This is a genomic window from Alteromonas hispanica, from assembly GCF_010500915.1.
Taxonomy (GTDB): Bacteria; Pseudomonadota; Gammaproteobacteria; order Enterobacterales; family Alteromonadaceae; genus Alteromonas; species Alteromonas hispanica.
Window position 1 is genome coordinate 1 of record NZ_JAAAWP010000017.1, and the last position, 23131, is coordinate 23131.

Genomic DNA, 23131 nt, shown 5'->3' on the forward strand with positions numbered 1-23131 from the left:
TCATGGCGTTTAACCTTCATTTGTTTTTGGCGAAAGATCTGATCACCAAACGTCATGAATGTTCCCTTTATTTTTTATCTTACTGAATTTTAGTCATTATTTGTGGGGATACCTCAGGATCTGACCCTCTTTATCACTGTCCCTCTTTATCAATTCTAAAAATGGTATGCGTAAGAGAGGTTAAGAAAGTCTAGACCTGGATTGTCACTGTTTAACCCGCCATTTGAAAAGTGCATGTATCTGAGTGCAACGTCTTGGCTTTCATCTAGTTCCATGAGAAGTCCTAGCCTGTCTTCAAATTGGTAATTTGATCCAATATCTTTACCGGCGACTTCTTGATCGCCAATATAGCTAGCGCCAATACCTGCTTCTAGGTAAAGAGGATACTTATCAGCAATGTCCGTTATTTGTTTCATTAAAACTGGGGTAATAGATACTGCATAGCTGGTGCTTCTTGTATTGGTCTCACCGTACTCCCACACTACAGCACTGGCTTCCCAATATAATTTGATGTCGCCAAACCATGATGTGGCGATATCTTGAGTGATAGGGCGATAAGCAAATCTAACACCGTCAATGCCGTCGAAGCCATGCATGTAGTCAGCACTAACTGTTTGTTTTGCACAAAGTGGCGCAGCGTTTAATAGTAGAGTAGAGAAAAGCGAAAAATAGAATAACGGTGAATGACGTTTCATAGGAACTCCTTAATTATAAGAAGTGTAAGCAAGATAGCTTCCAAAATTAAAGCCTCTGAAAATCAGAGGTTTAGGCTATTTTGAGTTGAAATCTAAATATGCAGTGAAGTGTAATTTACTGATCAATATGCAGTTTTTACACGTGGTAACGTGAAGTTTTTGAGTGTAGGTTTTAAACAGCTAATTGTTGGCAGGAGCCTCTTTTGACCATACCTCATCAGGCGCTAAGCCTTGCTCATGCATCAAAATAGGATATAGCTCGGAGAGGTAAGCGATTTCGTACTTTTCAATAATGCTCGCAATCAGCGTTGGGTTAGTTGCAATAAAAGTATTTAATTCATCAATGACTTTCTTGTTATTAAGAGTGGATAGAGAAAAAGGAATTTCGTTATGTGGAAGTGTGAGATCTAAAGTGATGTCATCATATCGAGACAGGCGACTAATAGAGTGGCGAGCCACGTTGTATTCTAAATCTAGCGCATCAACTCTTTCTTGTTGCAGTAAAGCTAACCCTTGTGGAATATCCTGAACAGCGGTTAGTTGCGTATCACCGTTATTAATTCTCTGCTGCCAGTTAACAGGAGTAAACCCAAGGGGCATGGCAAGTTGCTTAATAGAATCTATCCCTTTACCGGCCTTGTCTTTTTTTACCATAGTACCTGTTACGGTATAAGTTAACGGCAACGAAAAAGTTTTATCGTCGGTGTTGGTGATACTGTTATACCACCTTGGGTTGTCTGGGTAGACAAAATCGATATTGCCTTTGGCTAGTTCCATCTGAAGCCGTCTTATGGGCAAGTTTACATAAATAAATTCATGGTCTGATGCTTCAGAAAAAGCCTCTAAAATTGCCCAGCCAACGCCTTTATCAACATCAGACTCAAAATCATAATGAGGAAAATAAGTTAAGTTTTGTGCTCCAACAATAAAGCGCTCGGCTAGTGCGTAAGATGAGCATAATAAACCGCATATGATAAAAAGGCTTGCTGCTATCCGTTGCTTCATTTAACACTCCAGAATGAAAATACTTGTATGGTAGGTCAGCATATCTATAACTAAAATAACCCATCTTAATGAAAATCTCGAGATGGAATAGCGATTGTTTCCAGCCAAGCTGTTCTATCAATAAGCTTACCGGCAATAACATGTATAACGCCCTCTTTAGAATGCTCAACAATACCGTTAACTTGTAGAAGCTTCGCTTTTAAAAACACCTGTTGCTGAGCTCTGGCTGTTGCTTGCCACACTACTACGTTTATATTGCCAGTGTCATCTTCAAGGGTAAGAAAGGTAACACCTGAAGCTGTGCCAGGCGCTTGTCTTCCAGTAACGGCACCAAGAATACTTACTACCGATCTGTTGTGTTTGCCTGCAAGAGTGTTAGCCCAACTGATACGGCTAAGATCTTTCTCCTGCCTCAGTAAGGATATAGGGTGTCTGCTAACCGATAATCCCGTTGAGGCATAATCTTCAAGTAGGTTCTGCGCTTCTGAGGGAGCATGACCCAGCAGCGGCTTTTCAACTTTGCTGTTATCATAAACGCTATCAATTTCTTGATAACAAGTGTCGCCATCAAAAAGTGGTAGGCTACCTTGGCTGTCCATCATTTGCCAACGAGTTTCGTATCTATTGCCAGATATCAAACGAAATGCATCAGCGCTTGCTAGCGCCTCAAGCTCATTACTGCGTAAGTTTAACTGCCGAACTTGGTTTACCGTAGAAAACCCCTTTTTAGGCCGCTGCTGCACTACGATTTCTGCGCTTTCTTTACTTAATCCTTTAACGAGTATGAGTCCAAGTTGTAACTGCTTTTGGCCGTTTTCTACTACCATAAGATGCTCTACAGCAGAGTTATTAATACAAGGAGGGTAAACGGTAATACCGTGGCGCTTTGCGTCTTGTACTAACTGAGATGGAGTGTAAAACCCCATGGGCCAACTATTGAGAAGTGCAGTATAGAACTCTACTGGGAAATAAAATTTTAACCAACAAGAAACATACGCAAGCACAGCAAATGAAGCTGAGTGAGATTCTGGAAACCCATAACCAGCAAAGCCTTTAATCTGCTCAAAAAGGTTATGTGCAAAGCCGCTATCGTAGCCTTTATCCGTCATACCTTTGATTAATTTATCTCTGAACTCAAAAATACGACCATCTTTTTTCCAGCTTGCCATCGCTCTTCGCAATTGGTCTGCTTCTCCACCGCTAAACCCAGCGGCTACCATAGCAAGCTGAATAACCTGCTCCTGAAAAATAGGAACGCCCATGGTTCGCGATAATACTTTCTCAACGTCCTTTGATGGGTAACTAACAACTTCGTTGCCATGGCGCCTAATGAGGTAAGGGTGCACCATATCGCCTTGAATGGGACCTGGCCTGACAATGGCTATTTGCACAACAAGATCGTAATACTTACGTGGCTTTAGTCGCGGTAGCATCGACATTTGAGCACGAGACTCGATTTGAAATACGCCTACCGTATCGGCTTGGCAAATCATATCAAAAACCTGTTTGTCATCGCCTAATTTAGTAATAAAAGGAATATTCACTTCCACAGGGAATTGCTTATTAATGAGTTCAAATGTGCGTCGTATTGCGCTGAGCATTCCCAGCGCGAGTACATCTACTTTAAGCAAGCCAAGGGCTTCTATATCGTCCTTGTCCCATTGAATAATTGTTCGCTCTGGCATAGCCGCATTTTCAACGGGAACAAGTTCATAGAGAGGGCCGGCGCTAATAACAAAGCCTCCCACGTGTTGTGATAGGTGCCTAGGTGTACCTAGTAGTTGTTCAGTTAAATTTATAAGATGGCTAACCCGTTTGTTGCTTGGGTCTAGACCGAGATCGCTGAGTTGCGATTTCCATGGAATAACTCGGTCACGACGATTTATTTGTTTAATAACGAAGTCGAGCTGTGACTCACTAAATCCCAACGCTTTGCCGACATCTTTAAATGCCGACTTAAAGCGATAACAAATAACAGTTGCGGCAATCGCGGTACGTTCTCTACCGTACTTACGAAAGATGTACTGAATGATTTCTTCTCGTCGTTGATGTTCAAAGTCCACGTCAATGTCAGGCGGTTCGTTACGTTCTTTAGAGATAAATCGCTCGAACAAAACGTTAATTTGGCGTGGGTCTACGGCGGTAATTTCAAGGCAATAACACACGACAGAGTTAGCAGCAGAGCCTCGACCTTGATATAAGATACCCTGTTGCTTAGCAAACTGAACAATATCGTAGATGGTTAAGAAAAAGTATTCATACTCTTGCTCTTTAATTAATACCAGCTCTTTTTCTATGATGGCGCTTATTTCAGGAGGTAAACCATCGGGAAAGCGTCGTTTAATGCCTTTTTCAACACACACTCGTAGGTACGATGTTGGTGTGTAACCGGAAGGTACAAGTTCTGCTGGATATTGATAACACAACTCACTGAGGCAAAAACTACATTGCGACGCCAAGTTATTAGTATTAAGGAGCCACTTTTCTGGATACAGCTTTTTAATTTTTTGTGTTGTGCGCAAGCTTCGCTCGGCATTACTTAATGCAGCACGGCCTATATCATCAATGCGAGTATGCACTCGTGTTGCATGTAAAACGTGCTGTAATGGTAAGCACTCACTGTGGTGCATGAGTACACCAGTACAGGCTATAACTGGGAGTTCGTAGGTAGTTTGCAGGTAGTTGCAATTTTCAAATCTGTGGTGATCACTACCATCAAGAAGTCGCTGAGCGCCAATATACACATTAATCGCCGACTGTTTAGCCAGCCATGTTGCCCAGCGGTCGTCGTATTCTTTTTTTCCTGAAGGAAGCCAAATAAACTGACAGTGCTTTATTGTTCGCAAGTCCCACTCTGCCAGCTGATATTCGCCTTTTTCGGAACGCCTACGTGCATTGGTAATTATTCGACATAACTCGCTGTAAGCTTCTTTATTTGGGCATAGCAAGACAAAAGAAAGTGAATCGTCGAATACAAAGTAGCTTCCGATAATTAGTTTAATAGATAAGCGCTGATGATTTATTTCATCAAATGCGCGTACCACACCTGCCACCGAGCACTCATCAGTAATAGCAATGGCTTGATATCCTAGGAATGAAGCAGTCGTTACTAGCTCTGCAGGAGAAGAGGCCCCAGTGAGAAAACTGTAGTGACTTTGACAAAAAAGTTCGCTGTAGTTCATAGGAGTATTAGCTAAATAAGCCTTGTGCCCACCACTTGCTTGCTTCATCTTTAAAGATAAGCATGCGTACGCCTTGCCGGGTTTGTGCGATAAAGTAATCGCGTTTATGCGGCGCATCGTGCCACCATTCACTGTGAAGCCTTACAGGGCCAAAACAAACCTGCGTAGACTGAGTAAGTGGTTTAGGTGCCTCGAAAAGAAAAGTAGGAACAATGTCTGATGAAAATACCGTCTCTTTTGTTAAACGAGGCCCGTTAGACATATATTCAAATTGATGCGTGTTTGAAATACTTGGTTTAAACGTGCACTTTTCACCGAGCTTTGCATTTAAACGCCCAATAAGTTGTTTTTGTGCCACATCATTAAAGCGGTTACTAAAGAAGTCCCCATTGTTATCGTCAATGGCTTCAAAGTTATCGCAACGCAGTGTCAGTGATACCGCGGGTTCGGGTAAAACTAGGTTTTCAATACGAAGTTTAAGTAAGGAAAGCCAGCTGTCGCTAGTACTCTGTGGTAATGCAGACTTTATTTCTAGGTGATTCGACGGCTGATCTCTAAAAGCTATATGAAAACTAAGCGTAGATGTTTGTAAATTTCTAGCGCGTAAATAGTGTGCAAGATACTCCAGTAGCTTTTCCATAAAGGGAATAAGGTGTTGAGTGTTCTCAACATCGAAGGGGAGTAAGGCAAAGTGCTCAAAATGTTCCGCAGGACGAAAGAGTTTTACTCGGGGAAATACTTCTCCGCGTAAGGCAGTAAGATAAGTGATGGTATTGTTATCAAATCGCCTGCCTAACTCATGCACAGGCATAGCAAGTAACTGATGAACGCGGTGAATACCTACTCGGGTGAGCGCTTCTTTTGTTTTTTTATTTAACGCCGTTAAAGACAGCGGGCAGTGCGAGAGCGATTGCCTTATATCATCGTGATTATCGTAATATCTATCAATGCCCTTTAAAGCAAGTACTTTAGCTGCCTCAATAGACCAGGCCGTAGCGAAATGGTAATGCACATTTGACTGCGAAAGTTCATGGGTTAGAGTGCTCCACAGTGCTTTGTGTCCACCATAATAGTGCACCAAGTTATCAAGGCGAACAGCAAGCGTATTATGAGTATCTAACACAATGTCTGACGCTAAAGGGTACAATCGGTGTGCTAACTGCGTCAGTGTGAGGTGCTCGTTGTCTACATTGAAAGGAATGATACATACGTGCGGGCACAAAGCTGCTGCCTGAGCTAGCCCGTGACCTATTTCAATACCTTGTTGTAAAGCGGCATGATTGCGTTGAACAATATGATTCGTTTTTTCGCAATAAACAATTACAGGTGAGGAAGGTATTTCTAGGTGAGCGCTATCAACAGGGCTAAGACCGCTCTCTTGGTGCGTATCTAGAGTAATTTGATAAAAATAAAGATATGCCCACAACATAGCTAGCTCACAGAGTGCAGAACGTGACGCTTCACTTTGTTATGTTCTAAAGCCCATTTGATTGCACGGTTATCCACCGTCCACTTGTTATGTATAACAATGTTATTTTTTGGCCAGCCTTGCCGCTGTTTTAACACATTAATTTCAAGGGCGTGCTCGCGGTAATGAAGGCATAAATCTAATGAAATGGGCAGAGTCTGCGTTACGTCGTCGCTATTTTTATTCGGCGCAGTAAATAGTAAGCAGAGTGCATCATTATGTGTTGCGGCTACTTGCAGACGTCGGGCTTCTTTTGCCGTTACCGCGTTATTCCATACCACAACACAATGGCAAGCCGTACTTTTTAAGCATTGTTCTGTAGCCCATAGCGACTCTTTTTCGGTATGCGGCTTAACAATTAATACTTGCTCAGCATTTATTCCAAATGCTTCTAACCACGGAGTTTGGACTCTTCCTGGCGGATTGATAAAAACAATCATCTTGTGGCTGCGGTGCTGACTTAATACTTGTTTAAACAGTGACAGTTCGCCAATACCTGTAAGCGTGCGTATGCGTACAACGCCAGATGGCGATACGCCGCCATTGAGTGCCTGATCGAGTTGATCATAGCCAAGTGAAAAACGTTCTTCACATTGGCTTTGCTCTCTTGCCCTCCATATGTGGGGATGGTTTTCTAATGCAGATACTGACTTATTCATAACACCAACAAATACTGTATATATGTACAGTATTATAGAGAGAGGTATTGTCTTTTCAAGATAAACCGACGCTTCTGCGCATAACTTCACGCTAACATACTGATTATTTTGAAAAGAGAATGTATTAAATTTCTTTTTGAATTAGGTGTGATAAGCAAAAGGGCAAAACAAAAGGCAAAGCAGAATAAAAAACAAAAAAGCTGCCTAAACAGCAGCTTTCAATGAATAAGAATAGCAAATTACAGTGTTGAGGCAGTTACGATGCTTTCTGAGCTGGAACACTGTTCTCTGAAGCGTCGCCGCTTTTTATTGTTGTAACAGCCTGACAAAAAGCAATAAAGCTATCCGCCGTATTTTTCGACCACAGCATTCTTAGGTTACTTGGTAACTCTTTTACTACCAACTGTATTCCCTCAAGCGATGGATCTTCGTCGGTTAACACTTTCTTGAGCGATTCTTCTAGCGTGTCACCTTTTTCACAGCAGTTCATTACAATGCTGGCGAAACATGTCATTAAGGGCAATAAGCTATTGTGCTGTTCTTGCGTAATAAGCCGACTTTTATATAGAGACTGTAACCGCTGCGTAAGGTTTTTTTCTAAAGCCTCGGTTACTAAAACTAAGTTTCGATAAGCGTAGTTGGCCTTGCTATTACTTTGCTTATTAGAATGACGAGAAAGCGTTAGTTCTTTTTGCAAATTCTGTGTGCGAAGCACAAAGAAAATCAAAAGCAGCAGAAGTAAGCCAATAATACCAAAAGCAATAATCATATTTCCTTCGCCTTTTGTTCCTCAATAAACGCATCAATATTCTGTTCTAAAATGAAAAGAGGTACAGAGCCGTTCTCTAAAACAGCACGATGGAATTTTCGTACGTCGAAGTGCTCGCCCAATGCAGACTCTGCTTTTTGTCTTAAGGCTTTTATCTTTATCTCGCCTATTTTGTAAGACAAAGCTTGGGCTGGCCAGGAAATATAGCGGTCTATTTCGGTGTTAACGTTGTGCTCTGACAAAGCAGTATTTTCCATCATGTAATCTACCGCTTTCTGACGACTCCACCCCATGGTGTGCATACCTGTGTCGACAACTAAGCGACAGGCTCTCCACATTTCATAGCTCAAGCGACCAAAGTTATCATAAGGGTCTTCGTAAATACCTGCTTCTATACCCAGAAACTCAGAATATAAGCCCCAGCCTTCACCAAATGCAGAAATGTATGTGTTACGGCGTACCATAGGAAGGTTTTCAAGCTCTGCTGCCAACGAAATTTGTAAGTGATGACCAGGTACGGCTTCGTGCAGCGTTAATGCAGGTAACGCATATAGTGGACGCTTATCAAGCGCATAAGTATTTACCCAATAATAGCCAGGCTCATCATCTCTGCTAGGATGAATGTATCTGCCAGTGGTGTATTTAGGAGCGATAGCATCTGGAACCGGTGCCACGCCATAAGGTGTTCTAGGCAGATACTCAAATAAAGACGGCAGTTTAGCGTCCATTTTCTTTGCAATGAACGAGGCTTCTTTTAATAACTCTTCTGCGCTGGTGGCGTAAAACTGCGGATCTTCACGTAAAAATGTGATGAATGCGTTTATTGAACCGTCAAACTCTAAATCATCAACAATCTGCTGCATCTGGGCGCGAATTCTCGCTACCTCAGACAAACCAAGCTCATGGATCTCTTGAGGTGTCATATCGGTTGTTGTGTAGTGTTTCGCTCGGTTGGCATAGTACTCAACCCCGTTAGGCCATTTTTCCGCGGCTATAGTAGTACGTGACCCTGGAATGTATTCGTTAACCATAAAGTCATAAAATGCCTGATAAGCAGGCAGTACAAACTGACGTATTGCCTGCTGACCTTGTTTTTCTAAAGATGCTTTCTCAGTGTCACTAAAGTAATCGGGGAACTGCATGAACGGAGAGTAGAAGCCACTGTCTTTTACATCATCAACTAAGTATGTCGAGATAGAGTTTTCAAAACCCTCAAGTACAACGCGTGGTTGAGTGTAGCCCTCTGACAGCGCTTGTTCCATATAGGCAATTTGCTGTTCGAAATAAGGCTTTAACCCTTGTAAGCGACTAATGTATGCCTTGTAATCTGTTACTCGCTTAAAAGTCGATAAGTTAGGCAGAGAGGCCATTGCACTATGGAATCCGTACTCTGAATTTATAGGAACAAGGTAATCGCGATACTTGTATTGGTCGATATAATTAGCCAAACGATATTGCTGCATCAGCAAAGCAATATAGGCTTCTTGAGTTAGGTTGTTCTCATTGTAATTAGCTAACTCGCTCTGATAATCCAGCCAATGCTTGTTTTGCTCTTCAAGTCCTTTGATGGATATATCTGGAAGGGCATGAGCAAGCTCAGTATTACCCTGACGAGAGGCAAGGAGTGGAGATACCGACAGTTCGTACTGCCAGATATCATCAAGTAAGGCATACAGGCTTTTGTCATCGTATGTTTTTGCCGAAATACCTAGGCTGAAAATAACAAGTGTCGCGGCTATTAAAAAGCGATACATAAGGGTCTCCGGTAACCTTAACCGGAAACCCCGGCGCGTTACTCTTTAGTTGGTGTATAAATTGGGCTAGGAAAGACAGTTACTTTATCAGATTTATTTTCCAATTGAGTAATTTTGGCCGAACCTTTTTTATTTACGGCGTCAATGCGAAGTACATTGTGCATCGGAATATAAGTTTTTGTTACTCCTGAAAATTCAGATTTTAATTTCTCGTGGCTAGGATCAAGCACAACACTGGTATGCGTGTCCCAAACAAAATCACCAATTTCAACAAAGCCGAATAAACTGCCTTGCATAAGGGTTTTTACGTAAAGCTCGTAACGTTCGCCGTTACTAATAAATTGAATGCGGTATAACAACTCTTCGTTAGCCATGTGCTGCTCTTGTCATTTAAAAACCATACTTACCATTACGCCTTGTTTATGAAGCGCAATATTCGAGTATTTGACCACTTATTTATTTTTAAATTTTATAACGACTCTCATATGCGAGCAATGGCAGAAAACCTGTGTTAAACGAAATACGTCGCATAGCATTCCCGCTATAAACTGCGTTAACATATTGCTTACAGCGTTACACTTGAATAAAAGCTTGGTGTAAACAAAACACGGTGGAACAAAATGATAAAAAAACTACTCCTAGGCAGTGTAATGACAGCAATGACTTTTGCTGTGGGTGCACATGGCCATTCGTCTGCAAAGCATGCAGCGACAGAAAATGTATTTAGCCCTGATACTCAGCGCATCAAATCTCATCTCTTTTTCTTAGCCGATGACTTGTTGGAGGGCCGCGATACTGGCTCTCGTGGACACGATATTGCTGCGCTTTATATTGCAACAGAGTTTGCAAAGTATGGCTTAACGCCAGCGGGTACCGATGGATTCATCCAAAATGTCTCTTTTCGCAAGGCAAACTTAGTTCAAGAATCTCCTCAGTTTACGTTAACGAAAAACGGTAATACCGTAGATTTTGCTTATCCCAAACAATATCTCGCTGGTCCTAGCTTATTGAGTGAAGAGGCAAAACTAGAGGGTGAAATGGTATTTGTGGGGTATGGCATTATTGCTGACGAACTATCGCACAACGATTATGAAGGCTTAGATGTAGACGGCAAAATAGTGGTTACGTTAGCTGGTAAACCCAGCGAATTTCCATCTGAAGAAGGGGCACATTTTGCTTCAGGTTATCAAAAGCAAAAGTATGCCGTAGATAATGGCGCCATTGGCATGATTACCATTACTACACCTAAAAACGAAAAGGTTCGTCCGTATCAAAGCCGTTTAAGTTACATCCATACACCGCGTATGGCATGGCTGAATGATAACAATGAACCTGCTAACAGCTTTCCTCAGCTTAAAGGCGGCGCCTACATGAGCGAAGGCGCAGCTAGAACGTTATTTGAAGGCGCTGAGCGCAGCTTAGATGAGATATATGCTGATCTTGAAGCGGATAAAGTTCCTAAGGGGTTCGCGTTAGAAGGTGTAGTAGATATCAGCAAAACAAGCACGCATGACACCATCACAAGTCCTAATGTTGTCGGTATGCTCGAAGGTTCAGATCCTGAGTTGAAAAACGAGTACGTAGTGTTTTCTGCTCACTCCGACCATATTGGTTTTGCGAAAACAGTTAAGAAAGACAACATTAATAACGGTGCTATGGATAATGCTTCGGGCACATCTGTAATGCTAGAAACAGCGCGACTGTTCAGTGAAATGGAAGAAAAGCCCAAGCGCTCAATTTTGTTTGTATCTGTTACGGGCGAAGAAAAGGGGCTACTGGGAGCTGATTATTTTGCTCGCAATCCAACAGTGCCGGTAACGTCTATGGTGGCTAACGTAAACCTTGATATGCCTATTTTAACCTATGAGTTTGCAGATGTGATTGCATTTGGTGCTAACCATAGTGATTTACAGAAGTCTGTAGAAAAAGCAGCGGCCAACGCTGATATTGAGTTAAGCCCCGATCCATGGCCAGAACAGGCTTTATTTACTCGTTCAGACCATTATGCATTTGTAAAACAGGGCGTTCCTGCTGTTTTCATGGTACCAGGTCTTAAATCAAAAGATCCAAGCGTAGATGGCAGCAAAGTGTTTGGGCAGTTTTTGTCGACTCACTATCACAAGCCTAGCGATGACATTAACCAGCCATTTAATTGGAAAGCAGCTGAAACCTTTACCAAGGTGAATGCTCAAATAGGTTGGACGTTAGCCAATCAAGAAGCTAAGCCTCAGTGGAATGAAGGTGATTTCTTTGGGGAAACGTTTAGTAAATAAATAGTTTTAACAATGAAACACAAACTAATCGGTGTTATCTAGGTGACACCGATTGTATTTTTATCCTTACAAGCTGGTAATTCTCGTCAAATCTGCTGAGAGCTTTTTACGTTCAAAATACATTTTTACACGAAATTTTAGGTTTCTCCAAAAGGTGCTGTGATTCGAGTGCCGCCCACTGTTTACCGCTTCGATTTCACTATTAAAAGCGTTGTTTTGAGTAAATGGATAAGGTCGAATACCTGCAACACTGATCCCTATTTCGCTATGGATTTGCATGTCTATATCAACAGCTCTAAAAAACAGCTTGCGTTTAAGAAGCTTTTTAGCGCCTGATAAATTCAATGCATATGCCGCGGCGCAGTTTGGTACCTTTAAAAAATTGCCAAGAGTAGTGCTTTCATCTAATGACTTTGAATCGATAAAACGATTGTTACGATTATCAAACAGCTTGATCATTTCCCAGCCATGGAGCTGTTCAATATGTTGCAGAGTAAAAGGAAGTGTCTTGTCGATGCATAAATCGTCTTCTAAGATTAAGCAGTATGGTATTTCATCTTCCACCATTTTTTGCCAAAGCCGCTTATGGCTTATATAGCAGCCTATTTCTCCGATAGTAAGGTTTCTATGGTGGTGCTTTCGATTTGCAGCAGGGTCGTACCATTGCTTTATTTCATCCTCACTGAGTTCACATCCAACTGTAGCATCAAATCGGGTTACGCTGAGTCCAAGTGCTTTGAGTCTTGATGATGTCGACTCCCAACGATCGATCGAACTTTTCATGTTTATTATAAAAATAGGGAAGCTATTCATACGCCTATCCATAAGTAAAAATAGTGGCTTTTCAATGCTGATTATTTCAGGATTTGCTACACAAACATTTGTTTGAAGGCTGCCCACTGCTCGTTAAACTGCTCGGTAGGTTTACGTGTAAATCCGCTTCTGATAAACAAGTTTATGCGTCCATCAGTATAACAAATGAGCATGTTAGCAATAATGGCTTCATCGGCGGAAAGGGTTTTGCCTTCTCTCAGCTTTCGCTCTCTTAGCACTTGTTTAAGTTGAGTCTCTAGGCGCTCGTATAGTTTTGCTATACGTGCACGCAAGCGCTCTTGCTCACCCATTAACGCATCGCCGTTAAGAATACGCGTAATACCGGGGTTTTTTTCTGCAAACCCTAAAATAAGGTGCAAAATCATCTGGCAGCGAGTTAAAGAATCTTTTTCTTCATTCACTATTTTATTTATGCGAGTGAATAAGGTTTCTTCGATGAATTCTATTAACCCCTCAAACATGCGGGCTTTACTTGGAAAGTGACGATAAAGTGCGGCTTCGGAAACCCCTACTTTTTCGGCTAACTTTGCTGTTGTTATGCGCTGTCCTGGATTAGTTTCCAACATTCCAGCAAGTGCTTGCAGAATCTGCGCTCTGCGATTGGTTTTTTTGACTGCAGGCATGACGAAATGACTTCCTCCGCAACCGAGTAAGTTACACTCGGGTTCCTTGTTAAGTTGGCTATTGCCAAAAGTTATTGTTTTTATATTCTTATTATTGAAACTAACGCACTGCTAAAGCTAACGCGTTATGTAAGCCAGTTCATGACTGGCCAAAAGCGAAGCAAACTGCATGTTTATTTATCTGCCTCGCTCTTATCTCCTAGCCTAATTAACACTAAGCAGTATCATTACTGAAGAGTACTACTAAAACGTGTTGCTATCAGCGAAATCAGTTGATGCGCTAACTCACGCTTGCTGGTGGCCGGTAACTTTTTATCACCCCCGTTCCATATCACGTGAAGTGCATTTTTATCACTATTAAAGCCTAGACCATCTGCAGTAATGTTGTTAGCCGCAATCATATCAAGATTTTTCTTTGCTAACTTCGAACGAGCGTAGTCTTCTACATTTTGGCTTTCAGCTGCAAAGCCTACACAGAATGGTCTGTCTTTTCTTTGTGAAATTGTAGCTAGAATATCAGGGTTTTTTATAAAAGTAAGCGTTAACTCATCATCTGATTTTTTGATTTTATTATCAGCCACATTTACCGCTTTATAATCGGCTACTGCTGCGGTACTTATAAAAATATCCGCTTTGGATGCACTTTGCGTACAGGCGGTCAACATTTCATCTGCTGTGACTACGTCTATACGTTTACAGCCTTTGGGCGTAGCAAGAGAAACTGGGCCTGCTACAAGGGTAACTTCAGCGCCTGCATTAACTGCCGCTTCAGCTACAGCAAACCCCATTTTTCCTGAGCTATGGTTTGATATATAGCGAACAGGGTCGAGAGGTTCTTGGGTGGGACCTGCAGTAATTAACACGTGTTTTCCTGTCAGTACCTCGCCGCAATTGATAGGTACTGAAGATTGTTTGTTATTTATTGTATGGATGTCATATAGGGCTTCACATACTCTATGTGCAATATCTATAGGCTCAACCATTCTACCCGCCCCTAAATCACCACAAGCTTGTTCGCCGCTTGCTGGGCCGATAAATTCAACACCGTAGTTGGTCAATATGTTTACGTTAGCCAAGGTCGCTGGCGCCTTCCACATTTGCTGGTTCATAGCTGGTGCAATAAATACCTTGGCCGTAGTAGCAAGATAAACTGTAGTTAATAAGTCATCGGCCATACCGTAGGCTAATTTCGCTAGCGTATTCGCTGTGGCGGGAGCGATTAAAAGTACGTCTGCCCATTTTGCAAGCTCAATATGGCCCATAGCTGCTTCTGCAGCAGGGTCGAGTAAATGTTGATGTACCGTATTCCCAGACACCGCCTGTAAAGATAGCGGGCTAACAAATTCTGCCGCAGAACTTGTTAATACAACGCGCACATTAGCGCCCAATGCAGTGAGTTTGCGCACAAGATCTGGTGACTTATAGGCTGCGATACCGCCAGTTACGCCAAGTAAAACATTTTTATTTGCAAGGGATAGAGTCATAAGAAGCACAGATAGCAAATGATTGTTAAACAGCATATTAAACTATCACGAAGCTAAAATCTGGGATAGGTAAACAAAAGTTGATATCGGTTAATCGCTGGTTTACCCGCTTTAAGCAAACCCGCCTAGAATACAGTCGTTGAGGTAGTGGTTTTCCGCTATAACATGGCTACAGAATAAACAGAGCAATATAATGACAATAAAAGCATGGCCATCCAGTGAAAGGCCAAGAGAAAAATTACTCTCTTTTGGCGCTCATAGTCTCAGTGATGCTGAGTTAATAGCAATATTATTTGGGAAGGGAACAAGAGGAAAATCTGCCGTTGAACTTGCGCATGATATGCTTAACGAACTCGGTACACTAAGAGAGGTTGTTACTGCATCAGAGGAGCGCTTTACGTCGCTAAAAGGTATTGGCCGCTGCCGTTATGCGCAGTTTCATGCAGCCTTTGAAATTTTTCGTCGCAATTTAGAAATACAGCTTACTCGTCAAGATGCTTTCAACAATGTAGAGGATACCAAGCGATATTTGCAAGCTAAGCTAAGAGATTGCGAACAAGAAAAGTTTGCGCTGTTAATGCTCAATAGTCAGCATCAGCTTATTGCATTCAGAGTTATGTTTACAGGCACGATAAATAGTGCGGCTGTTTATCCACGGGAATTAATTAAGCAAGTGATGAGAGATAATGCGGCGGCGGTTATTTTGGTTCACAATCATCCTTCTGGCGTGGCAGAGCCTAGCCATGCAGACATTCGTTTAACCAGCGAGATCAAAGCCGCAATGAGCACGATCGATGTGCCTGTGCTAGATCATTTTGTCGTGGGAGACAAAGAAACTATTTCTTTTGCTCAAAGAGGGTTGTTATCATAGCTGCCTAGGTCATTTTTTTGATTATATTCTAGTCAAAGCGTCAAAAATGATTTAGCATAGGATATTAGTGGGTATTTTTATTAAAGGACTGTTATGAAAAAGTCGATTATTGCATTATTTGCAGCTGCTACTATGGTAGCTGGCGTTAACGCGCAAGAAGTAGAAGGTGGTTCAGGCGCAGGCGGTGCGGGTGTTGTCACCGGTGGCGTTGTTGCATCGGCTGCTGTTGGTCTTGGTGTTCTTGTTGCTGTTTCAAACAACAACTCTGCAGACGCTCCTACGGTAGTTGATCCGGATCCAGATCCAGCAACTCCTACTTGTGAGGGTGACGATCCTTTGGTAGATGGCGTATGCGTGGGCACAACTAACACTGTAACGGTAACTACTTCTGGCACAACTACAGCAACTACTACAGTTACTGTTCCTGTGACATTTACTTACGCTCCGACAGTACAGTAAATACAACAGATTTTTTGAAAGCCGCTTTAATTAGCGGCTTTTTTATTAGTAACAAGAAACTTTTCTACCCTAATTTTCCTCTCGTCGGCGCATTTACATGAAACCATACTTTTCTTTTGCGATCGTTGGAATTCTTATCCTTGCGATCTCAGGTTGTTCAACTACAACACTAGCCTATTACAACACCCTTAAGCTTGCCCTAAAAGATCGCACAGTCAGTTACACGGTCGAAGAAATCACAGCTAGTAAGGCCGATTTGATGCAGATAAAAGCAGGCGATCGTGATACAGCCTCTCTGGCGCTAGCCTATATTGACGGCGATCGTTATCGCTGGGTGTCGGCAGATAAAGTTATTTTTACTATGCATCACGGTGTTATTGTAAAAACAGAAGGCTTGGATAACGATATTTTTTATACCAGTAACCTTCAACATAACCCGCTTGGTGGTGCCGATGTTCTAGCATATAACTGGAAGCGGAAAATTGATGTGTCGGATATAGGTTTCGGTGTTGCTGTAAACTCGGCGTGGCAAATAGAGGGCGAAGTAACTCGTAACTATCTCGAGTATTCAGTCCCCTTAATAAAAGTTGTGGAAACCGTTTTTTTTCCTGACTACACACCCTTTATTGACACAGGGTTATCATGGGAAAATGTTTATTACCTACATAAAACAACAAAAGAGCTTTTCGCGTCAACGCAAAAGTTCAGTCCTACTGGTGATACATACGAAATGGTGTATTTGAGCCGCATCGTGCGCGAAATGAATAAGCAAGGAGTGCGAGGACAGTGAGAACACTAATTCATACTTTGCTAATAGCAGCTTTTCTTTTTACCGGTATCGCGACAGCTCAGCGCGACCTCGTTACTGTTATGATAAATAAGCAGACATATCAATTTGATAGACCCATAAGACTGTCAAGCGCATTATCTATTGTTGCAGACAGCGGTCAGTGGTATTGGCCTACCGCTGCAGCATTCGACTTATCTAACGATTCTGCGGAACACGATAAAGAAGTTGTGTTATCTAATATCAGGGAGTTACTCAGTAATTTTGATTCTAATAGCGATACACATAAAGCGTTAAGCAGCCTTTATCAGCAGGTGGGGGCATGGACGGTTTCTACCCGCTTAAAAATGCCAATATCTTATAACAGAGCGCGACTTTTTTATGAAGAAAATCCAATGTTTCAGCCTGGCAAATACTGGATAAGACTCGATGGACGGCCTAATGTTATTCATTTTTCTGGAGCTGTCGCTAAACCCGGTGCATATCAACATCAAAGTGACACCTCGGTTTATACGGCATCTCATAACGTAGCTAAACTCAGAGATGCTGATAAAAGCCATGTTTACGTTATTCTTCCCTCAGGAGAGATTGAGCGTAAGGGCGTGGCGCTCTGGAATTTAGACTTTTCTCAGTTAATGCCGGGCAGTCAGGTTTATGTACCTATCTCATCTGAGTTATTCAGCAACGAAATTAGTCTTCTTAATGAGCGCGTTGCCGCTTTAGCAGTAAATAGGATCCTTCCTCAATGAGTGCGTATTTTCCTTCAAAAAAAACAACATTAGCGCTGGTTGTGGGCAGTGTATTATCGTCTGTTTCTCATGCAGACACGCAAATAAAAGTAACGCCTTCGCAAATGGTGCAAGGGGGTAACGGGCTTATTCAAACGCCTACTGCTCGCATGCGAGAGCAAGGCGGTATGGCTATTAATTATACTGATAATGGCGAATATCGCTTCTGGTCTGTAAATATCCAGCTGTATGATTGGATGGAAGCAACCGCGCGTTACACCGACGTACGTACACAGCTCTATAGTCAAGTGGAGTCTTTTAGCGGAGATCAAACGCTCAAAGACAAAGGTTTAGATGTAAAATTCAGACTTTGGAAAGAGAGCTATTATCTCCCTGATATCAGTGTTGGATTTAGAGACTTCGGTGGCACGGGTTTTTTCGAAAGTGAATATATCAATGCGAGCAAATCTGTAGGACCGTTTGATTTCCACTTGGGCTTAGGCTGGGGATATTTAGGAACTGCTGATGATATCACCAACCCTTTTTGTGAGCTAAGAGAGAGCTTTTGCGAACGTCCAGGTGGCTTTTCGGGGCGAGGGGGCAAAGTTGATTATGACCAGTTTTTCAAAGGCACTGCGTCATTTTTTGGTGGTGTAGAATACCAAACCCCATGGGAGCCGCTCACATTAAAACTTGAATTTGAGGGTAATGATTATTCTCGAGATAGAGCGGGTGAATTAGAGCAAGACTCACGCTGGAATATTGGTGCGGTTTATCGCTATAAAGACCTTGATTTAAGTCTAAACTATCAGCGAGGCAATACAATTGGCTTTGGGGTTACTTACCGCTTCAATATGAACACGGTATCACAGTTGAAATTCGATGAAGAGCCTCGGTCTTTAATGACTAGGCGCCCCCCTAAAAAGATAGAAGACGTCAATAAGTCAGCTTTGTATAACGATATGTTTCGCAGTGCTGGTTTTGTGCTGTCGGATGCTGAGTTAGAAGAAAACAAGGCTACATTCTACGGTACACAAGTTAGTTATCGTGACCAAGATGAAGCAATAGAGCGAATTGGCCGTGTTGCCGCTTCTGAGTTACCGGATTCAGTAGAGACATACCACATTGTAGACAACCGTGGTGGCCAGCCAATGGTAGATACACAAGTAGACGCGGAGGCATTTATTGCCGCCGCGCGATATGAATCTGTCGACGCTGACATAAAGCAAACTTATGTAAGAACGGAACCGTCGCAAGAAGTCTTAGATGCTTACGATCCAGAGAACACGAAAGGGATGTTTTATAGCGCAGATTTCTTTTTCACTCAGTCTATTGGGAACCCTGAAGACTTTTTCTTGTACCAAACAGGGTTCTTACTAGGGGGAGGTTATGCCTTCGATGAGAAGTTCTCAGTAAGGGGCAGCGCTCGCGTAACATTATTAGATAACTTTGATAAATTTAATTACCTAGTTGATAACGAAGAAGTATCTCTTCCAAGAGTAAGAACGCGGGTAAGAGAGTACGTGTCTGACAATAATATTTGGTTAGACACTGCAATATTGCATTATAAAGACAGACTGGCAGAAAATGTATTTGGCCAAGTTTACGCCGGTTATTTAGAAACTATGTTTGCAGGCGTGGGCGGTGAGGTAATGTATCGTCCTGTCGATAGTAACCTAGCTTACGGTGTCGATATCAACTATGTAAAACAGCGTGATCCGTTTAGACAGTTAGCAACTGAAGATTATGAAGCCATTACCGGCCATGCCAGCGTTTATTGGAAACCGGAGTTTCTAGATGACACGCAAATCACGGTGAGTGCAGGGCAGTTTTTGGCAAAAGACAGAGGTGTTAACATTGATTACGCGAAGCGGTTTGACAGTGGCATTATTGTCGGAGCTTTTGCGGCCTTTACCAATGTATCATCTGAAGAGTATGGTGAGGGTAGTTTCACTAAAGGCTTTTATATCTCTATACCCACTGATTTATTCTTGCTTCAACCGTCTAAGGGGCGTGGATTCTTCCCATGGATTCCAATTTCCAGAGATGGTGGACAGATGCTTCAGCGTCCTGCTCGCTTAATTAATCAAACTGAAATAAGGTCGCCGTTCTACGATTAAACTGCGTCGCTCTGAATATGAAAGTAAATATTTAAATAAGCTTATTTCAGAGCCCAGTAGCCGAGTCGCTTGCGCAGTTTCAAATTGCGAAACCAATTTTTTGGTTTCGCTACATTTTCTTTGCGCGGGTAATTATTAATTTCATCTATAGTCGCTTCTAGCACTCGCTTTGCTGATAATCCATCAGTGTAAGGGTGCATATTTTGACCATAGCTTTTTATACTATTAGCCAGCATTTCATCCATCTCCAGTGCTTTTTCAACAGCGTTTTCTAGCTTGTTGGCATTATCTATATTGATAAGTACTGGTTCTGGCTGAGCATTATTAAATGTTACGACAGGCTTACCGAGAAGCAGAAACTCAGTAATTGCTGAAGAGGTGTCTGACACCATCACATCAGCTTGTTGCAGTAAAGGTATAATGCTAGGAGCCTCAACGACTTCAAAGTGCTCATGCTGAGCCTGTTTAAATGTGTTAATAGAATTCTTATTCATTTTGGGGTGGAATTTCACCTTCCACTTCCACGCCCGCTTTTTACTAAGCTCTGACATTTGTAGAAACAGTGCGTCGGCAGAACTAAAACTTGGTGAGAACGTGGGAGCGTAAAGAATAGTGGGGACGGAGTCTTTCTCGCGTTTTGAGCTGTGTGTCTTAAACAGTTCGTCTAGCTTTGTCCATCCAGTTTCTTTTACCGTAAAATGAGGATGAACGTTTCTCAGCTCGTTAAATTTCTTAGTAAAAAATGGACCTTGTGTGCAATAGAGGTCGAAGCATTCTCTAATTTTGAAATGACCTTTCTTTTTCCACTCAAAGCCGTGAAATAGCTGAACTTTTAAACCTGGGATGAAAGATGGGGCAACATTACCAGGGAGAAAACAAGCATCGGGTTTAAATATGATAACTTCCGAAATCGTTGGCAAAACAACATCTTCGCTTTGAAAATGGCTTTTGTTTACTTCGCTACCTTCCACAAACCAACGCACATCATGACCTTGTTCTAACATCAGGTTAGACAATGGCCGCATAATTTCAAAAGAGTAGTTTTGTGAAAGATAGAGTAAAAACTTCATCCGTTAACGTCTTTTATTATTTCAATGATTTCTGTAGTGGATATTGATGGTGTCCTAGGAAGATAAACTACTTCACAAACATCACTAAATTCATCAAATTTACCTTCCCAATCGTTGCCCATCACTAACACGTCTGCTTCATGTTGAAGAATATAATCTCGCTTTTTCTCAAGCGACTCTTCCATAAATACGTCATCAACAAAGCGCATAGAACTAAGTAACTCAGAGCGATTTGAAAACGGATAGATAGGGTTTCGCCCCTTCTTACTGAAATTTAGTTCATCAGAGGAAAGGCCTACAGTAAGGTGATCTCCGTGGGCTCTGGCGCGTTGTAGAATTCTGACGTGACCGATGTGAAGCACATCAAATGTACCGAATGTAATTACTCTTCGCAATGTTGCACCTTATTTATTGTATGAGATATTGAGCAATACGTTGACTACACTGCCCATCCTTTTTGCCAACCATTTTATTTGTAATAGTTTGGCGGGTTTCGCTTTTTTTCTGTGGTGACTGAACGCACTGCGCAATGAGCTTATTAGCACAGTTAGGAGATGTAGCTCTATGGGCAATATCATTAAATAGAGACAGATCTGAGTCGAGTCGCTTCTTTAATCTGAACTTAAAAAGGCCAGAATAGCTCCATCGTGTTTGCGAAAAATCGCACCACACAACGGGTTTATCTATCGCTGCGAATTCGAATATAGCAGATGATGCGTCTGACAGCATTACATCGGCAATTTGCATAAATGAAACCAGACAAAATTCGTGTTTGTTCGCCACGTATACATTATCAAAAGACGCCCATCGCTCTATTTTTTCTTTTTGGTTGCGGTACTTCTTTTTCGTCATACTAAAAAAGTGTGGCATTATAATAAGGTTATACATTTGAAGCGTTTGCGGCCAATCTTTTTTAAATTTCTCTATGCTGCTTGGGAAAAACGTTGGAGCGTAAAGTATCGTTGGCTTATCGCTATCGAGCCCTAATTGGTCAATCGTTTTTGGTGGTGGAGTTCCTGCGAAAATAGGGTCTAATTTAGCGTATCCCGTGTCGACAAATTTTTTGGTAGGAAAAAGTGCTTTGAGGCGGGTAAGTCGGCTCTCTCCCTTAACAAAGCGAACATCGAAGGGATATTCAGACACGCTGTAATAGCAGGCTTTAGGCCCAATTCCATGCTGCATAAGCGCCAATTTAGCATGAAGCGTAGACTTATCAGCCGCTGAAAAAGGCGGAACATTGCCAAATATTATCCAATCTACCCTTCTTGTCTGATAAAACGACAGTGTGGTGCATTCATCAGGAATAAAATGGTACTGAAAACCATCAGCATCTAACTTTTGTGTTTTTACTTCGTCGTAGCCCGGTTCTGGATGTAAAACAAACTCTACCTCTACACCCGATTCTTTGAGTGCATTTGCGACAGGAAAATACTGAGGGAGGTAGTAAAGATGCTGAACATCAAAAATGACGGACTTTGTCATATGATACGTGACCTATTTTTCGCATAGTTGCTTTTTATTTTAGTGACGCGCTTGAGCACCCGTGGTATGTTTGCGCCCACTTTATTTGTGGCTTTCTAATGAGCCTATTGTTCACCGTAAGTTACCACAAAAATAATCGGGTGTGGGTTGCGGTTATTAATTAAAGTACAGTAATTAGTAGTAGATATACCAAGATCGTGGAAAAAACAGCTAAAAAGTGACCTTTTTTTACTTTCTTATTGAAATGATCCTGCCTTTGCTGTATAAAATGCGCCCTCTAATTTATAGTAATACGTCATTTGACCCAACGACTGTTTGAGCGGTGGGATTGACTGGCGCGACAGTTATCGTTGTTCTGGAGACAAATACAATGTCAAGAGTATGTCAAGTAACAGGTAAGCGTCCAACGGTTGGTAATAACCGTTCACACGCAAGAAATGCGACCCGTCGTCGCTTTTTGCCAAACCTTCAAACACACCGTTTTTGGGTTGAGAGCGAAAGCCGTTTTGTTAAACTACGTTTGTCTGCTAAAGGCATGCGTATCATCGATAAGAAAGGTATCGACTCAGTATTAGCTGATGTTCGTGCCCGTGGTGAGAAAATCTAAGGAAGCCGACAATGCGCGATAAAATTAAACTAGTTTCTTCAGCAGGTACAGGTTTTTTCTACACCACTGATAAGAACAAACGTAACATGCCAGGCAAAATGGAGATCAAAAAGTTTGATCCTGTTGTGCGTAAGCACGTTATGTTCAAAGAGGCAAAAATCAAGTAAAGCCCTTTTAGAAAGAGCACTTGCTTTTGTCTCCACGAAAACCCGGCCTTTGCCGGGTTTTTTGCGTTTTGAAATACTCAGATCATCCTGCGAT

At 42.0% G+C, this 23131-nt stretch carries 22 protein-coding genes; 8 read left to right on the forward strand and 14 right to left on the reverse strand.

Annotated elements, in window-relative coordinates; all coding sequences use genetic code 11:
• Positions 1-155: 155 nt before the first annotated feature.
• From GTW09_RS17030 to GTW09_RS17065, 8 genes are all read right to left on the reverse strand, one after another.
• On the reverse strand, positions 156-695 hold the full coding sequence (locus tag GTW09_RS17030; RefSeq protein ID WP_163112826.1) for an acyloxyacyl hydrolase: 540 nt from the start codon (positions 693-695) through the stop codon (positions 156-158).
• Positions 696-875: 180 nt separating this feature from the next.
• Positions 876-1700: a type 2 periplasmic-binding domain-containing protein gene (locus tag GTW09_RS17035; RefSeq protein WP_203565817.1), complete on the reverse strand. Its 825-nt coding sequence runs from the start codon at positions 1698-1700 to the stop codon at positions 876-878.
• A gap of 65 nt (positions 1701-1765) precedes the next feature.
• Positions 1766-4882 (reverse strand): error-prone DNA polymerase, encoded by a 3117-nt coding sequence (locus GTW09_RS17040; RefSeq protein WP_163112861.1) that lies wholly within the window; start codon positions 4880-4882, stop codon positions 1766-1768.
• A gap of 7 nt (positions 4883-4889) precedes the next feature.
• Positions 4890-6311, reverse strand: a complete 1422-nt coding sequence (locus GTW09_RS17045) for a Y-family DNA polymerase (RefSeq protein ID WP_163112827.1) — start codon at positions 6309-6311, stop codon at positions 4890-4892.
• Between the two features lie 2 nt (positions 6312-6313).
• Positions 6314-7009, reverse strand: a complete 696-nt coding sequence (gene imuA / locus GTW09_RS17050; protein WP_163112828.1) for a translesion DNA synthesis-associated protein ImuA — start codon at positions 7007-7009, stop codon at positions 6314-6316.
• Positions 7010-7265: 256 nt separating this feature from the next.
• A complete protein-coding gene (locus GTW09_RS17055; RefSeq protein ID WP_163112829.1) occupies positions 7266-7778 on the reverse strand; it encodes a hypothetical protein in 513 nt (170 codons plus the stop codon).
• Entirely contained in the window at positions 7775-9532 is a 1758-nt protein-coding gene (locus GTW09_RS17060; RefSeq protein WP_163112830.1) for a DUF885 domain-containing protein, read from the reverse strand. The genes GTW09_RS17055 and GTW09_RS17060 overlap by 4 nt, the downstream gene beginning before the upstream one ends.
• A 38-nt stretch (positions 9533-9570) precedes the next feature.
• Positions 9571-9906, reverse strand: a complete 336-nt coding sequence (locus GTW09_RS17065; protein WP_071978166.1) for a DUF1820 family protein — start codon at positions 9904-9906, stop codon at positions 9571-9573.
• Between the two features lie 246 nt (positions 9907-10152).
• Between GTW09_RS17065 and GTW09_RS17070 the strand changes: the two genes are divergently transcribed.
• Positions 10153-11805 carry a M28 family metallopeptidase gene (locus tag GTW09_RS17070; protein ID WP_163112831.1) on the forward strand — a complete coding sequence of 551 codons (1653 nt, stop codon included), beginning with the start codon at positions 10153-10155 and terminating at the stop codon, positions 11803-11805.
• Positions 11806-11871: 66 nt separating this feature from the next.
• Here GTW09_RS17070 and GTW09_RS17075 read toward each other — a convergent pair whose 3' ends face one another.
• From GTW09_RS17075 to coaBC, 3 genes are all read right to left on the reverse strand, one after another.
• The gene (locus GTW09_RS17075; protein ID WP_163112832.1) at positions 11872-12630 is read right to left on the reverse strand and encodes a glycosyltransferase family 25 protein; all 759 of its coding nucleotides are present in this window, start codon (positions 12628-12630) and stop codon (positions 11872-11874) included.
• Between the two features lie 44 nt (positions 12631-12674).
• Entirely contained in the window at positions 12675-13262 is a 588-nt protein-coding gene (gene slmA, locus GTW09_RS17080; protein WP_163112833.1) for a nucleoid occlusion factor SlmA, read from the reverse strand.
• A 227-nt stretch (positions 13263-13489) separates the two neighbouring features.
• A complete protein-coding gene (gene coaBC, locus GTW09_RS17085; RefSeq protein WP_163112862.1) occupies positions 13490-14746 on the reverse strand; it encodes a bifunctional phosphopantothenoylcysteine decarboxylase/phosphopantothenate--cysteine ligase CoaBC in 1257 nt (418 codons plus the stop codon).
• A 193-nt stretch (positions 14747-14939) separates the two neighbouring features.
• Here coaBC and radC point away from each other — a divergent pair, with 193 nt between their 5' ends.
• From radC to GTW09_RS17110, 5 genes are all read left to right on the forward strand, one after another.
• A complete protein-coding gene (gene radC / locus GTW09_RS17090) occupies positions 14940-15617 on the forward strand; it encodes a RadC family protein (protein ID WP_071978170.1) in 678 nt (225 codons plus the stop codon).
• Between the two features lie 93 nt (positions 15618-15710).
• On the forward strand, positions 15711-16076 hold the full coding sequence (locus GTW09_RS17095; protein WP_163112834.1) for a hypothetical protein: 366 nt from the start codon (positions 15711-15713) through the stop codon (positions 16074-16076).
• A 97-nt stretch (positions 16077-16173) separates the two neighbouring features.
• Positions 16174-16866 (forward strand): YjbF family lipoprotein, encoded by a 693-nt coding sequence (locus GTW09_RS17100; RefSeq protein ID WP_163112835.1) that lies wholly within the window; start codon positions 16174-16176, stop codon positions 16864-16866.
• Positions 16863-17612: a capsule biosynthesis GfcC family protein gene (locus GTW09_RS17105; RefSeq protein WP_338024975.1), complete on the forward strand. Its 750-nt coding sequence runs from the start codon at positions 16863-16865 to the stop codon at positions 17610-17612. The genes GTW09_RS17100 and GTW09_RS17105 overlap by 4 nt, the downstream gene beginning before the upstream one ends.
• Positions 17609-19711 carry a YjbH domain-containing protein gene (locus GTW09_RS17110; protein WP_163112836.1) on the forward strand — a complete coding sequence of 701 codons (2103 nt, stop codon included), beginning with the start codon at positions 17609-17611 and terminating at the stop codon, positions 19709-19711. The genes GTW09_RS17105 and GTW09_RS17110 overlap by 4 nt, the downstream gene beginning before the upstream one ends.
• Positions 19712-19752: 41 nt before the next feature.
• Here GTW09_RS17110 and GTW09_RS17115 read toward each other — a convergent pair whose 3' ends face one another.
• The 3 genes from GTW09_RS17115 to GTW09_RS17125 are packed head-to-tail and all read right to left on the reverse strand — an operon-like array spanning position 19753 to position 22263.
• On the reverse strand, positions 19753-20781 hold the full coding sequence (locus GTW09_RS17115; protein WP_163112837.1) for a CDP-glycerol glycerophosphotransferase family protein: 1029 nt from the start codon (positions 20779-20781) through the stop codon (positions 19753-19755).
• On the reverse strand, positions 20778-21176 hold the full coding sequence (locus GTW09_RS17120) for an FAD synthase family protein (RefSeq protein WP_163112838.1): 399 nt from the start codon (positions 21174-21176) through the stop codon (positions 20778-20780). The genes GTW09_RS17115 and GTW09_RS17120 overlap by 4 nt, the downstream gene beginning before the upstream one ends.
• 13 nt (positions 21177-21189) lie before the next feature.
• Positions 21190-22263: a CDP-glycerol glycerophosphotransferase family protein gene (locus tag GTW09_RS17125; protein WP_163112839.1), complete on the reverse strand. Its 1074-nt coding sequence runs from the start codon at positions 22261-22263 to the stop codon at positions 21190-21192.
• A 370-nt stretch (positions 22264-22633) separates the two neighbouring features.
• Here GTW09_RS17125 and rpmB point away from each other — a divergent pair, with 370 nt between their 5' ends.
• Together rpmB and rpmG are read left to right on the forward strand one after the other, a co-directional pair.
• Positions 22634-22870: a 50S ribosomal protein L28 gene (gene rpmB, locus GTW09_RS17130; protein ID WP_032094753.1), complete on the forward strand. Its 237-nt coding sequence runs from the start codon at positions 22634-22636 to the stop codon at positions 22868-22870.
• Positions 22871-22881: 11 nt separating this feature from the next.
• Entirely contained in the window at positions 22882-23037 is a 156-nt protein-coding gene (gene rpmG / locus GTW09_RS17135; RefSeq protein ID WP_013786148.1) for a 50S ribosomal protein L33, read from the forward strand.
• Positions 23038-23131 lie beyond the last annotated feature (94 nt).

Excerpts from the sequence above, each read along its gene's own strand:
- GTW09_RS17030 (WP_163112826.1), bottom strand. The coding sequence starts at position 695 with ATGAAACGTCATTCACCGTTATTCTATTTTTCGCTTTTCTCTACTCTA.
- GTW09_RS17035 (WP_203565817.1), bottom strand. The coding sequence starts at position 1,700 with ATGAAGCAACGGATAGCAGCAAGCCTTTTTATCATATGCGGTTTATTA.
- GTW09_RS17040 (WP_163112861.1), bottom strand. The coding sequence starts at position 4,882 with ATGAACTACAGCGAACTTTTTTGTCAAAGTCACTACAGTTTTCTCACT.
- GTW09_RS17045 (WP_163112827.1), bottom strand. The coding sequence starts at position 6,311 with ATGTTGTGGGCATATCTTTATTTTTATCAAATTACTCTAGATACGCAC.
- imuA (WP_163112828.1), bottom strand. The coding sequence starts at position 7,009 with ATGAATAAGTCAGTATCTGCATTAGAAAACCATCCCCACATATGGAGG.
- GTW09_RS17055 (WP_163112829.1), bottom strand. The coding sequence starts at position 7,778 with ATGATTATTGCTTTTGGTATTATTGGCTTACTTCTGCTGCTTTTGATT.
- GTW09_RS17060 (WP_163112830.1), bottom strand. The coding sequence starts at position 9,532 with ATGTATCGCTTTTTAATAGCCGCGACACTTGTTATTTTCAGCCTAGGT.
- GTW09_RS17065 (WP_071978166.1), bottom strand. The coding sequence starts at position 9,906 with ATGGCTAACGAAGAGTTGTTATACCGCATTCAATTTATTAGTAACGGC.
- GTW09_RS17070 (WP_163112831.1), top strand. The coding sequence starts at position 10,153 with ATGATAAAAAAACTACTCCTAGGCAGTGTAATGACAGCAATGACTTTT.
- GTW09_RS17075 (WP_163112832.1), bottom strand. The coding sequence starts at position 12,630 with ATGGATAGGCGTATGAATAGCTTCCCTATTTTTATAATAAACATGAAA.
- slmA (WP_163112833.1), bottom strand. The coding sequence starts at position 13,262 with ATGCCTGCAGTCAAAAAAACCAATCGCAGAGCGCAGATTCTGCAAGCA.
- coaBC (WP_163112862.1), bottom strand. The coding sequence starts at position 14,746 with ATGACTCTATCCCTTGCAAATAAAAATGTTTTACTTGGCGTAACTGGC.
- radC (WP_071978170.1), top strand. The coding sequence starts at position 14,940 with ATGACAATAAAAGCATGGCCATCCAGTGAAAGGCCAAGAGAAAAATTA.
- GTW09_RS17095 (WP_163112834.1), top strand. The coding sequence starts at position 15,711 with ATGAAAAAGTCGATTATTGCATTATTTGCAGCTGCTACTATGGTAGCT.
- GTW09_RS17100 (WP_163112835.1), top strand. The coding sequence starts at position 16,174 with ATGAAACCATACTTTTCTTTTGCGATCGTTGGAATTCTTATCCTTGCG.
- GTW09_RS17110 (WP_163112836.1), top strand. The coding sequence starts at position 17,609 with ATGAGTGCGTATTTTCCTTCAAAAAAAACAACATTAGCGCTGGTTGTG.
- GTW09_RS17115 (WP_163112837.1), bottom strand. The coding sequence starts at position 20,781 with ATGAAGTTTTTACTCTATCTTTCACAAAACTACTCTTTTGAAATTATG.
- GTW09_RS17125 (WP_163112839.1), bottom strand. The coding sequence starts at position 22,263 with ATGACAAAGTCCGTCATTTTTGATGTTCAGCATCTTTACTACCTCCCT.
- rpmB (WP_032094753.1), top strand. The coding sequence starts at position 22,634 with ATGTCAAGAGTATGTCAAGTAACAGGTAAGCGTCCAACGGTTGGTAAT.
- rpmG (WP_013786148.1), top strand. The coding sequence starts at position 22,882 with ATGCGCGATAAAATTAAACTAGTTTCTTCAGCAGGTACAGGTTTTTTC.